The sequence below is a fragment of the Plectonema cf. radiosum LEGE 06105 genome, assembly GCF_015207665.1.
GTDB classification, from domain to species: Bacteria; Cyanobacteriota; Cyanobacteriia; order Cyanobacteriales; family Nostocaceae; genus Rivularia; species Rivularia radiosa_A.
Genome location: NZ_JADEWL010000004.1, coordinates 1 through 12,855, shown reverse-complemented (window position 1 = coordinate 12,855; position 12,855 = coordinate 1). Strand labels below are relative to the sequence as shown.

The 12,855-nt window shown below is 39.1% G+C and carries 12 protein-coding genes; 4 read left to right on the top strand and 8 right to left on the bottom strand.

Annotated elements, in window-relative coordinates; translation table 11 throughout:
* Positions 1 to 116: 116 nt before the first annotated feature.
* Positions 117 to 665, top strand: coding sequence for a retropepsin-like aspartic protease family protein (locus IQ247_RS01830; RefSeq protein ID WP_193916455.1), 549 nt, complete (start codon positions 117 to 119; stop codon positions 663 to 665).
* 110 nt (positions 666 to 775) lie between these two features.
* Here IQ247_RS01830 and IQ247_RS01825 read toward each other — a convergent pair whose 3' ends face one another.
* The gene (locus IQ247_RS01825; protein ID WP_193916453.1) at positions 776 to 1,897 is read right to left on the bottom strand and encodes a Gfo/Idh/MocA family protein; all 1,122 of its coding nucleotides are present in this window, start codon (positions 1,895 to 1,897) and stop codon (positions 776 to 778) included.
* Between the two features lie 738 nt (positions 1,898 to 2,635).
* Entirely contained in the window at positions 2,636 to 4,093 is a 1,458-nt protein-coding gene (gene gnd, locus IQ247_RS01820) for an NADP-dependent phosphogluconate dehydrogenase (protein WP_193916451.1), read from the bottom strand.
* A 326-nt stretch (positions 4,094 to 4,419) separates the two neighbouring features.
* Here gnd and IQ247_RS01815 point away from each other — a divergent pair, with 326 nt between their 5' ends.
* Positions 4,420 to 5,142: a Ycf66 family protein gene (locus IQ247_RS01815; RefSeq protein ID WP_193916450.1), complete on the top strand. Its 723-nt coding sequence runs from the start codon at positions 4,420 to 4,422 to the stop codon at positions 5,140 to 5,142.
* Positions 5,143 to 5,316: 174 nt separating this feature from the next.
* On the opposite strand, the gene IQ247_RS01810 is transcribed toward IQ247_RS01815, so the two are convergent.
* The 3 genes from IQ247_RS01810 to IQ247_RS01800 form a co-directional block, all read right to left on the bottom strand.
* Entirely contained in the window at positions 5,317 to 5,553 is a 237-nt protein-coding gene (locus tag IQ247_RS01810) for a ferredoxin family protein (protein WP_193916448.1), read from the bottom strand.
* 181 nt (positions 5,554 to 5,734) lie between these two features.
* Complete coding sequence (locus IQ247_RS01805; protein ID WP_193916615.1) at positions 5,735 to 6,949, bottom strand: ATP phosphoribosyltransferase regulatory subunit; 1,215 nt, start codon at positions 6,947 to 6,949, stop codon at positions 5,735 to 5,737.
* The gene (locus IQ247_RS01800) at positions 6,949 to 7,905 is read right to left on the bottom strand and encodes a J domain-containing protein (protein ID WP_193916446.1); all 957 of its coding nucleotides are present in this window, start codon (positions 7,903 to 7,905) and stop codon (positions 6,949 to 6,951) included. Before IQ247_RS01800 ends, IQ247_RS01805 begins: the two co-directional genes overlap by 1 nt.
* 416 nt (positions 7,906 to 8,321) lie before the next feature.
* On the opposite strand from IQ247_RS01800, the gene IQ247_RS01795 reads away from it, so the two are divergent.
* The gene (locus tag IQ247_RS01795) at positions 8,322 to 9,581 is read left to right on the top strand and encodes a DNA/RNA non-specific endonuclease (RefSeq protein ID WP_193916443.1); all 1,260 of its coding nucleotides are present in this window, start codon (positions 8,322 to 8,324) and stop codon (positions 9,579 to 9,581) included.
* 326 nt (positions 9,582 to 9,907) lie between these two features.
* Positions 9,908 to 10,072, top strand: coding sequence for a hypothetical protein (locus IQ247_RS01790; RefSeq protein ID WP_193916441.1), 165 nt, complete (start codon positions 9,908 to 9,910; stop codon positions 10,070 to 10,072).
* 277 nt (positions 10,073 to 10,349) lie between these two features.
* On the opposite strand, the gene IQ247_RS01785 is transcribed toward IQ247_RS01790, so the two are convergent.
* The 3 genes from IQ247_RS01785 to IQ247_RS01775 all read right to left on the bottom strand — a co-directional run bounded on the left by IQ247_RS01785 (position 10,350) and on the right by IQ247_RS01775 (position 12,728).
* On the bottom strand, positions 10,350 to 10,967 hold the full coding sequence (locus IQ247_RS01785) for a hypothetical protein (RefSeq protein ID WP_193916439.1): 618 nt from the start codon (positions 10,965 to 10,967) through the stop codon (positions 10,350 to 10,352).
* A gap of 222 nt (positions 10,968 to 11,189) precedes the next feature.
* Positions 11,190 to 12,008, bottom strand: coding sequence for an inositol monophosphatase family protein (locus IQ247_RS01780; RefSeq protein ID WP_193916437.1), 819 nt, complete (start codon positions 12,006 to 12,008; stop codon positions 11,190 to 11,192).
* Between the two features lie 192 nt (positions 12,009 to 12,200).
* Positions 12,201 to 12,728 (bottom strand): thermonuclease family protein, encoded by a 528-nt coding sequence (locus IQ247_RS01775; RefSeq protein WP_193916435.1) that lies wholly within the window; start codon positions 12,726 to 12,728, stop codon positions 12,201 to 12,203.
* Between the last annotated feature and the right edge of the window lie 127 nt (positions 12,729 to 12,855).

Sequence of the window (12,855 nt, the reverse complement as noted above, 5' to 3'; positions counted from 1 at the left end):
GTACTATACCCAAATATTCTGGCTTTAATATACTTTTACATAACACTGGCTAAATTTTGATTTTTGAGTGGGTACCCTAATGATAAGTAAGTCAAAGATAATTCGGAAAATAATATATGAAACCTTTTTTCAGTCAGTGGATTACCAAAATTACAATCATTCCCGCTATTATAATTTTAGTTTTCAATAATACCGCAAAAGCTCAAGACCCTGGAGCCTGTTTTATGACCACCGCAGATGGTATAATCCTCGATTTAGGAAGCCTTTGCGGTATTACACCCGTCAAACCTGTAGATACAGGAGTTTTTCGAGTTCCTATTAAACGTCGTAGCGGTAAAACTCCTGTCATAGATGTGACATTCAACGGCAAAAAAACCTTTGAAATGATTGTAGATACAGGTGCTAGTGGTACTTTAATTACTCAATCAATGGCAACTGCTTTACAAATCAAGCCTTCGGGTACTCTTCAAGCCAGGATTGCCGATGGTTCAATTATCAAATTAAATACAGGTCAAGTAAAATCAATTGGTGTCGGTGGACAATCGGTTAATAATATTCAAGTAGCAATAGCTCCCAAAGCTGAAATCGGACTTTTAGGTCACGATTTTTTCGGTAATTATGATGTAAAAATTGGGCTAAATATGATTGAATTTTACCGTCGCTAGCAAGCAGTGAACAATAACTAATGAATTGTTAAAAAGTCGGGCTTCTTTTATAAACCCGACTTCTGGGAACTTACTGTTAACTGTTCCCTACTCCATTGATTAGAGTATGCTCAAAGAAACTCATCTAAAGCTGGTATATTTACCCAATTCAATGTTTCATTAGATTCATGAGATTTATCCATTAATAATTGAGAATAAACTCCTTCACGCAAAGATGGTGTGATCGGTTCTCCGCTGATGATTGCTTCAACCCATTGGTCTACTACTCGCAAAAATCCGGAAATACGTCCATCTGCATAATTTTTAGGAAATGTCAATCTATTAGGAATTTCGATTTCTGCAATTGGTTTACCTGCTTTAGCACCCCAAACACGAAATCCATGTACGTAATCTTTTTGATTTTCACTGGCTAATATTAAAGTTCCTTCATCCCCGTAAACTTCGATTACATGGGTACGTGGGGCATAAATTACCGCACTGATAGAAATTTGACAGGGAGTTCCATCAGCTAGCTCCAACATCAGCATACAGGTATCATCTGTATTTACCGATTTTAACTCTCCGGTTGTCACATCCGGTCTTTGAGGAATTGCCGTTGTAAAATGAGCGTTAATTCGACGTACTTCCCCAAATAACCAGTGAATATAATCAAAGCTGTGGGAACCCAAAGAACCCAAAGCACCACCACCTTTATCTTTTTCAGAATACCAGTTCCAAGGACGTTCGGGGTTAGCACGAGAAGAACCGAACCAGTTAATTGTAATCAAACGCTTGTTACCGACATATCCTTGCCCTAGCAGTTCGCAAAATAACAACCATCCGGGTACAAAGCGAAATTCAAAATCTACAGTGGCAACTACACCTTTTTCTTGAGCTAAATAATAAAGTTCCTTAGCTTCCGTAGCATTTAAAGTAACTGGTTTTTCTAATAATAAATGTTTTCCAGCATCTATAACTTGTTTTGCCATTTCGTAATGAAGAAATGGTGGTGTTGAGATAGTGACTGCTTGGACTTCGGGTAATTGCAGGATATCTGTAAGGTTATTGCAAGCGTGGGGAATATTATGAGATTGAGCAATATGTGAAGCTTTATCCAAATCTTGATTATAAACCGCAACCACTTGAGTGCGTGAATGTGCTTGCAATCCGGGTATATGAACTTTTTGACCGAATCCCGTCCCAATTACAGCAACACCAATAACACCCTGTTGATTTTTTAATGCAGCACTCATAAAAGTAAATTATACGTGGATAACTATTAATCTTAAATTTACCTTTAACCGCAATTCATCTCACACCGTATTTCTTAAATCGGTGTTGAGATGAATTGCGGACAAGGTTTTATGATACAATTAGTTTGGTTGATGACCCACCCAAATGTATGGAACAGAAAGGCTAACTTCAAAGTAGTAAGACTTGCCGCAGCAACATTACTAGCTTGGGGAAAACGTGAATCCTGCTGGTCAGCTATCGCTATAAATCCAAGATAAACGTATCGTAGAAAATTAAACTGCCTATGGAAGATGGGCGGCTGCCTGGGTTCTCCTTTGAGGAGATAAAGCTGAGAAATCAGTAGAGATGGCGTGTAAGACCAGATAAAACACGGGTTTAACGAGGCAACGGCAGATGAGACGGGAAGCCTACACTGTATACGAAGTATCAGCGTAGGTACTTCACAACGTAGTTAGTAGTTAGTACCACGGTAGTTATTAATTTTGCTCTTTACCCCAATATGGTTCAGTTAAGAAAATATTTGAGAATTGAAATTTAAACCAATCAACCTTCTGTAGGGGGGTTTGGGGGAGAATCCCCCAATTCGTGGTTTTTTCGAGATATTTTGACATATTGACCTTCGGCTTATCAACGAAAAAAGCGTTAACTGAACCGTATTACCGAATACCGAATTTCTAATACAAAAAAAGGCTCTGAAACTCAGAGCCATAAATAAAGTACTATAGTACTATTGACAATTAATCCATTTTAGCTTCGGATTTATTGCTAACGGTAGCTTCATCAATGGGAACCCAGGCAGTGTGGAAGGTTCCTTCCTTGTCAGTACGCTCATATGTATGTGCGCCGAAATAGTCGCGCTGTGCTTGAGTGAGGTTTTGAGGTAATTTTTCCCGTCGGTAGCTATCAAAGTAATCCAAAGAAGCGCTGAATGCGGGAACAGCGATTCCTAATTTAGCTGCGGTAATGATAACTTCGCGCCAAGCATCTTGTCTATCAAGAATAGTCTGCTTAAATTCAGGAGCTAACAATAAGTTAGGGAGTGAAGGATTTTGGTCAAACGCTTTCTTGATTTTGTTCAAAAATCCAGCCCGAATAATACAACCACCTTTCCAAATCCGTGCCATTTCACCAAGATTTAAATTGTAGTTAAATTCTTGGGAAGCTTTGGATAACAGCGCCATACCTTGAGCGTAGGAGCAGATTTTGGAACAGTAGAGAGCATCGCGCACCATGTTGATAAACTTCTTGGTGTCGCCTTCATACTTGCCGCTAGGACCTGCAATTTCTTTGGATGCTGCAACCCGTTCCTGCTTGTAGGATGACATAATCCGGGCGTTTACTGCCGCTCCAATTGTGGGAATTGGTACACCTAAATTCAGTGCATCTACTGCCGTCCAGCGTCCGGTTCCCTTTTGTCCAGCAGCATCAACGATTAAATCTACCAGGGGTAAACCAGTTTCTTCGTCAATATAAGGAAAAATATCAGCAGTAATTTCAATCAAAAATGAATTTAATTCATCAGTGGTATTCCACTGGGCGAAAACTTCATGTAATTGATTGTGGTCTAAACCTGCGGCATTTTTTAATAAATCGTAGGCTTCTGCAATTAACTGCATATCACCGTACTCAATACCATTGTGAACCATTTTGACATAATGTCCGGCACCACCAGGACCGCAATAGGCAACACAAGGACCATCGTCAACCTGAGCCGCGATTTTGGTAAAAATGGGGGATAGATACTGATAAGAGCTTTCGGTACCTCCAGGCATCAAGGAAGGACCGTTGAGCGCTCCTTCTTCACCACCACTAACACCCATACCAATGAAGCGAAAACCTTGGGGTTCTAGTTCGCGGGTGCGTCGTTCGGTATCTTCGTACAGGGAGTTACCACCATCGATAATGATGTCACCTTCATCCAACAAGGGCTTGAGTTGCTCAATTACCGCATCAACTGGCTTCCCAGCTTTCACCATCACCAAGATTTTGCGGGGACGTTCCAATAAACCCACAAACTCTTCTAAGGTATACCCAGCTTTTACATTTCTACCTTGGGCGCGTTCCTTCATAAACGCATCAGTTTTTTCACGCGAGCGGTTATAAACTGCGATTGGGAAGCCGTTACGCTCTACGTTCAGAGCGATGTTTTCTCCCATAACAGCTAATCCAATCACACCAAAGCTTTGTAGTGTCATAAATTTTTTCTGGCTAACTCTTGCAAATCCTTTCTTTTATCTCTTAGGGTAGTCCGAGAATTTCGGTTTACTCCTAAAGAAGACATTAAGAGTTTATTTAAAGAGTAAAAATGCATTATCGATACACATAATTATTTTTAATTTGTATATCAATCAACATTTTACTTGCAAAATTCGCTAAATTGAAATATTTACCATAGGTAATGAAGACAGTTGACAGTTGACAGTTAACAGTTAATTGAGTGATTGGTAATAGTCGTGTTCCCTTTTACCTTTGACCTTTGACCTTTAACCTGTTGTCGTAAGACTTATAGGAGCAAGCATAAATGCTGACACATATCCTGGCGCTAATAGTCGGTTTTGGCAGTTTAGCAATCTACCTGACGGCTTTCTTTTTTCCTGAAGTTCACCGCAAAAATGATTTTATCTGGAGTGGTGTAGGCTTATTTTACGCCCTTATTTTATGGGTGTTTACGCCGCGTATCGGCGGATGGTTTTTCTTAGGTCAATTGGCTGCGGTTGCTTTATTAATTTGGTTTGGGCTGCAAACTTTTTCGTTGCGTCGTCAAGTCACTCCCGCAATGCAGCAAACCCCGGCACCCAGTATTGAAGCGGTGAAAAGTAATATTTCACTGCAAGAACGTGTTGGAGGATTGGTTCGGACTCTAAGCAATATTTTACCTGGAAAAAAACAACAAGTTTCTCAAACTCAAACTACAACTTCCACAACCGAGGACACGAATGCTGCAACAATAGGCAAATCTTTAGTTGACGCGATTGATCGAGATACTGAAACAAAAATTTCAGTATCGGATGCATCTGTTGTTATTGTAGACAATACTGATAAAACCGCTACAAGCGAAACTATTCCAGAGCTTATCCCACCAGAGCCTCCAGCCCAAGAACTTGTAGAAGCAGCTGCTCAAGCTAGCGATGCAGAAGCAAAAAATATACCTCCGGTAGAAGAAATCGCCCCCGATGCCGAACTTGCTCCTCCTGCGGAAGCTCCATCGGACAAAATTCCACCGCAAGATATACCCCAAGGATGACTAAACCAGCAAAATTACTTGTTGTTGTCGAATCAATATATAAGTAAATCTAAATCCCCTCCGCAGGACTTCTGCGGAGGGGATAATTATTTTTGATTGCAGAAGTCGGGTTTTTAGGATAAATATCTGTAATCTCAGACAACCTTTATAAAAACCCAACTTCTTTTGCTCAAGTTACATTAATGATTGCGGTGTTTTCTGTAATTCCGGCTGTTCTTCTGGAACGATCGCCCCTTCCACGGGACAAACTTGGATGCAAATACCACAGTCAATACAGGTAGCAAAGTCAATCCAAAACCAATCAGTTCCTTTAACATTTTTTCCCGGCCCCGGATGAATGCAAGCAACTGGACAAGCATCTACGCAATCCGCAACACCTTCACAAACATCGGTAATAATTGTGTGTGCCATTTTTCCCCTCTCTTTTCAGTGAACAGTGAACAGTTAAAAGTAATCACCCTTTTGTAAATTGTAAATCTTCAACTCCATCCCCAATTCTAATCACGGATTTCAAAGGATTACACGGGTTACACGGATTACCAATTACCAATTACCAATTACCAATTACCAATTACCCATTACCCATTACCCATTACCCATTTACTGATTCAATGGTTTTTGAACCGTCGGCTTTAATCCAAGCAATTTGAGGGATTCCTTTATTACGTGCGTATTCTTGAATAGAGGAAGCGTTAGAACTCCCTAATTCCATTTCAACTCTGACTAAATGAGTGGAGGAACGTAATTTCTCTGCATAAGCGAAAGCGGTGGCGATCGCGCTGTTATTTTCTGCTACTACTAGCCAGTTGCTGGCTGGTGTTGTTTGCGGTAATTGCCCAGAATTTAATAACACGTGGTATAAATCTTCAATAAATAAAGCGAAGCCTGTACCAGGAATGTTTTTAGCTTGGGGATGATATAACCCTAAAAGTTGATCGTAACGTCCCCCGCTGCCTATAACCCGCGTTTGGTTATCTATATTGCTAACTACTTCAAATATAATACCTGTGTAGTAATCAAAAGTTTTAATTAAACTCAGATCGAGAATTAAGGAACAGTTTCCCCCGGCTTCAATTAACTCCACCAAAGCCGAAAGATTATTAACTGCTTGTTGCTGGTGTTCGTCAAGATTCAAAGTATGAATTTTTTGTAAAACATCCGCGCTTTTACCTCGTAAATCCAAGATGATTTTGGCGCGATCGCGAAGTTCATCACTTAAGGATAAAGTATCTATAGCGACTCGATCTAGGTTTGCGATCGCGGTGCGGATTTGATTCTTTAAATTAGCAGGGAAGGCTTTGAGTAAAGACTGGGTAATACCCGCTTCTCCGACAATTAAATGCCAATTTTGTAAGTTAAGTGCTTGTAAACAAGCGGCTACTAACAGCAAAACTTCTGCATCTGCAACTAAACCACCACCACCTAATAATTCAACTCCTGCTTGATAAAACTCCTGCTGACGGTTGTGTTTAAATTCCGGGGTTCGTCCAAAAACATTGGCATTATAATATAAACGCTGGGGATAATGAACATCAGCCATCCGCGTCACAGCAGTACGAGCGATAGAAGCGGTTAATTCCGGGCGCAATCCTAATTCATCTTCTTGAATATTCTGCAATTGAATTACCGTTGAGCGTTCAATTGCACCTCCCGCCATCAAGGTGTCCATACGTTCTAAAGTAGAGGTAATAATCCTGTGATAACCCCAACCATGAAACACTTGTTCTAACCTGTCTTCAATCCAGCGCTTTTGAACTACATCTATCGGTAATAAATCCCTAGCTCCAGCAGGAGGTTGATACACCATCATTTTTTCTTTCCACCAAATAAACCACCAAATAAACCGCCACTATCAGGTTTTGAAGATTTACCCGCAGCAGCACTTACCGTACTTTTTTTAGTAGTGCTGGTTACAGGTGTCTTTCCTAAAACCTGATCAATTTTAATTTTTCCTTCCAATGCAGTTTGATCTTTAGGATCTAATTGTAAAGCACGGTCAAAATGGATTTTTGCCATCTTAGTTTGATTTTGCTTCAAATAGATGGTTCCAATCAAGCTGTGACACTGACTATTATTTGGCTGCAACTTCAAAGCATCTTGCAACTCTACCCTAGCTTTTGACAATTGATTCTTGACAATCAATTCTTGAGCGCGACGCATATACCCAGTAAAAACTGGATCTTCCTTGGGTTGTGGTGGCTGTGGTGGTGTTCCATTGTTTCCATTAGCAGTATTTGACTTAGCTTGAGAAGCCGTATTTGTTGACGATATAGTACTAGATGGTTTATCCGCACTCCGCATCAAATAAACCAAATTCAATTCACTAATTTGCGCGATCGCGTCTAAAACCTGTGTTAAAGAATTATATTGAACTTTAGCTATTTGGGATATCACACTGCGATAAGCGCTTTCAACATTAGACGTATTTGCTAGCTGTTTGGCGTTATCAGTAGTTAAGTCAGCACAACTAAATTCTTTTACCAGATGCTTCGCCATTTGCGTTAAAACAGCATTATATTCTGCACGACTTTTGTCGTGATACAAATGTTCGTAAGCTGGATTTACCAGTTTCGATAGCAATTGACTGGCTAACTGCTTTTCCTTGTCGTTAGCCGCACTACAGCTATCGGGATGTAAGCTACGGGCAATTTGCAGATAGCGTTTGCGGATTTCAGCCACATCCGCATCCAATCGAACGCACAAAACTGCGTGATGATCTACCAAGTCGTATTTAAATAAACCGCGTTCTATTTGAAAAGACATAGCCTTATTTTATACAAGAAACGAGAATTAATCTTACTAGTTTACTTCCCCTCCCTGGGTATTTGTCAGTAGTGGATAGCCCTTAATTTATCAATTAATTCTCAGTATCATTTATCGGATAAGAGTCAGAAAATGACTTGATTTTCAGTTTTTGAACTATTATTCAGCATAAAATTTCCCAAATTTCAGGGAATATAACGATGTTCCGCAAATAAAAGATGTTGAGTTTATGAAGAATTACTGATTTATTGAAATTGATCTGCGACTATTTATACTAAATAACAATAGTGAATTTGGTTAATTTTTATGGACTTTAGATTTAGAAATAACCGACATTCTTAACCTATTTAGTTGAAAAGCTAATCAGTATACCTCATACTATGGAGTGAAATATTACTCAAATTTACTCAACAATTATGGCAGGCTATAATCCCGACTTTCTAGGGAATGGAATTAACCTTCCTGTACCCGCTTTTGCTCCATCTTTAGTAGGTGATGTCCTCCGCAGTTCTCTATTACAAGATGATATTTTTGCTAGTTATATCAACTACTCCATCATCACCCATCGCGTTCGACGTTCAGCCATTATTGCTTGCTTCAATATCGACCAAAATCTGATCAAAGATGTACCAAGGAAACGGGATTGGAACATTGATACCCGTATCGGTGCGGATTTTCAACTTGATAACGACTATTATCGAAATAATCCTTGGGATAGAGGACATTTAGCCAGACGACGTAGTATAGGTTGGGGACAAACCGAACGGGAAGCTAAGCGGGCTTCAGATGAGACCTTTTATTATTCAAATGCATCGCTACAGCATGAAAACTTTAATCAAGACGAATGGCTAGCTTTAGAAAATTGGGTGTTTGATCTGGATTTAGATAGTAATGGAAAAATTACTGTTTTCACTGGACCAGTTTATGGGGATTTTCCTCGCACCATTACCCCACCGGGACGAGAATCTGCACTGATTCCTTCAGCTTTCTTTAAAGTTGTTTGCTTTGTAAATAAAGACAGTAATGAACTTGATGTCCGTGCTTTTTTGATGTTTCAAGATGAGCAAGCTTTAGCGGACAAAGAAGGTAATAAAATATTTAATTTTCAAAGATATCAGGTAACAATTACTGAAATTGAAAGACTGACGGGTTTGGAATTTGATGATGAGATTTACGAGAAAAATCCCTTATTATTCAATGAAAATCCCGAAAAGCAAGAGCAACTTCATATCCAACAATTTCCCGAACGGATTGAAGTTGATGCACCATACGAAATGATTGCCAAAGGTGAACCAAGAGATGCAGTTGCTATAGATAATGCTGCCATTTTTATTGCTGCTGCAATGGTGAATCCGTCGGGAGATGAACGAGAGTCGGAATGGGTTTCGGTAATCAATCTTTCTTCAGAGCCAGTTAATTTAGAAGGCTGGACATTATCAGATACTAAACATGAACCATTACAGCTAAATTCGATTTTGAAAGAGCAACAGCGAACTTTAAAACCTGGGGAAGCAGTGAGGATACAGCCTTTAAATCCAGTAATGTTATCCAATCGTGGTGGGGTAATTAGTTTGTATGATAATCAAGGTAAAGGAAGACGAATTGATAGAGTTAGTTACACTGCAAGAGATGTTGAGCGGGAAGATTTTACCGTGAGATTTTTGCGTCGGGGTTGATTTAAAAGTTCGTAGTAAGAGTTTTAACTCTTATACCGAGGATTAAAATCCTCACTACAAACCCATCAAAATTAATTGTGTAGTGTTTTATCCTAGTACTCCACCACATTAATTTTGATGGCTTAATTAATATAACCTTACTAGTAGTCGGATTTTACCAGAAATCTTGTAGAGACGTTATATATAACGTCTCTACATTACGTCGGTAGACAAACAAAACCAATCAAAACTAATGAAAAGGACTACTTACCGAAGACTCACAACCAATTCCGGCTTCTCCTCAACCAATACCAACTCAACCAAGCTTCGCTAATTTTTACGGATTTTTGGAGAAACAGTTTGAAAAACCTTTGCTGAAACCAGAAGACAATCTCTGGTTCTTTTTCGCGGGTCATGGTAGACGTTATAAAGACCAGGATTATTTGATGTTTTTGGATAGCTCTCCCGCAGCAGTTGATAGAACGGCTATTTCTGTTGATGAGGTTATGTAGAAATCCGATTTGATTATTAGCCATCTCCGGAAATTAAATATACTCAGACAGAATTAATTAGATAGTGTCATTGCTTCATTTCACTGGGAACATCCCAAATATGGAAAAATATAATTTGTCATTGCGAGCGTAATGAAATGGAGCGAAGCAATCGCAAGATTCTGGGATTGCTTCTCTACGAGACGCTACACGAATCTGCGCTTACGCACACGCTTCGCTCGCAATGACGGTAAATAATTTTGTCCACCTGCTTATAGTTAAATTTTATAGCTATAAATCAAGATAAATTATTTTTAACCTTTAATTCGCACTGTTGAAAAACATAATTTACTGCTGCAAATAATTTATCTAAATCTTGAATTACATACAAATTTTTATTTCTCGTAAACACTTGTAAATTAAGCTTGCCAAATTGCCATATTTTACCATTAGACACAATACCAAATATATCGTTATTTAAGTCATCATTTATCCGCTGTACTGCTATCATTTCTGCTAAACACTGACTCCAACCTTCTTCAAACTTGTCTTGTTTAGCTTCAACTGTCAAAAAATAAGGTTTATCAAAGATAATTGTAGAGAGAGGATTTCTTTGAGCTACTGTATAGTCAGGCACGCCAGATAAGTCTTCATCATAAATTAATGATTGATGACTCCAAAGTGTTAATTTATCTCGATAAGTTTTCCAAACTTCTTTTAAAATTGGATAAATGAGATTTTCACAAATAGCATCTTCTGAGTTATCAATAACTCCATCTGTAAATAATAAATCTAATTCTTCTCTAAATGAGTCCTTAACTGGAAAGTCAACTTCCACCATAAAGTTAGTTTGCACGTATTTTATCTGAAACTTTTTAAGTACCGCACTAATACTTTTATAATTACTAAATGCCATTACAATTTACTTTGTGGTAAGAACGAATTATTAATAAATATATTTTTATTTTATTGCTTCAACCTTCCTATGACACGGACAAAAGCCATCAAGGTTGCTATTACCAGTTTGACAGATGCAGAAAACTGATATAAAAAACCTTACTAGACACAGAGGACGCAGAGGAAGAGATGAAGAGAAATAGCAGTACAAGCATTTTACCCGCTTGATTTGCAAGCAATTTCAATTTTTCTTTTCCACCTGCCAAACTTCACGCGCTCTACCTAATTCCCGACTTAAATTTTCATGTATATAGCCATTAGTAGCTAAAATTCTTCCCGATTCCATCTGGAAATCGCTACCATCATAAGCCGTAACTTTACCACCAGCTTCCCGTAAAATAATTATCCCAGCAGTAATATCCCACGGAGAAAGACCTCTTTCCCAATATCCATCTAAACGTCCACAAGCAGTATGAGCTAAATCAAGTGCAGCGGAACCACCTCTTCTTACTCCTTGAGTCAAATGAGTTAAATGACAAAATTCTGTATAGTTATTATCGTCAGTTTCGCGACGGTCATAAGCAAAACCCGTAACTAATAAACTTTTACTCAATTCAGAAGTGTGAGAAACGCTTATCGGACGGCGATTACAACTTGCTCCCAAGCCTTGAGCAGCGCGGTATAACTCATTGCGGGATGGGTCGTAAATTACACCAACTTGCGGAACACCATTAATTAATAGCCCAATAGAAACGGAAAAAACGGGATATTCGTGAGCAAAATTAGTCGTACCATCCAAAGGATCGATCGCCCAAAGATATTCTTGATTTTGATTACCTAACTTCCCAGATTCTTCAGCAAGAATAGCGTGTTCGGGAAAATGACGGCGTAAAGTTTCTAAAACCACAGTTTCCGCAGCTTTATCAGCAGCAGTGACCAAATCACCAGGACGTTTTTCCGCAGTTTTATCCTCTACCTTACCCAAATAACTCTGTAAAACCGCACCCGCAGCCAGCGCAGCTTCTGTAGCAATATTTAGGAAAATTTGTAAATCAGCCATAGGGTAGGTTAAAGGTTAAAGGTTAAAGGTTAAAGGTTAAAGGTTAAAGGTTAAAGGTTGGGAGTTAGAAGTGCAGAACAGTGTGTCTGCAAGCACATACGTCTTACTCGCTATTTAACTTTCCCTATCTTCCCATCTTCTCATTCCCAATTACCAATTACCAATTACCTATTACCTATTACCCATTCCCATTCATCGAAAAACCCGTCGAAACTCCGAAGGAGAAAGACGCATCGGGTCTTTGGGATTCCAAATTCCTTCTCCCATCAGTCTAGACCAATGCTGTGCTTGTTCCAAACGTAAATCGTATTTGTGATTTGGCGATCGCGCTTCAAATAATGCGTGACCTTCTTTTACAAGTAGTTCGTTTATTAAGGTTTTATCTTTCCATACATAAGCTAAGGTTCTTCCATATTTATCTTTGGCTTCCACGTCAAACTCTAGCCTCACGGGTGAAGATTTATCTTCAATCAACTCCGTCAAACGCCCTCTTGAAGCTTCTCCCCAAGGACGCTGACGTGTAGAAGGAGCGCTAATACCTGTCAAACGCACTTCAGAAATCAAAGAAGGTTGCTCGCGTAAACCCGTCACCTGTAAAGTTTGTCCGCTAACCACCCGCACTACCTCAATTGGTACCGAACCCGACTGCAACTCACTTTTTTTAGCTTGACACCCCAACAACAGCAGCAAGCAACATAGGAAAATAATTGTTTTACCCATTAATTAAGAATTTTAGATTTTAGATTTTAGATTAGCACCACCGGAGTTATGAGTTAGGAGTTATGAGTTAGCACCACCGGAGTTATGAGTTAGGAGTTATGAGTTATGAGTTAATAAATAATTATTT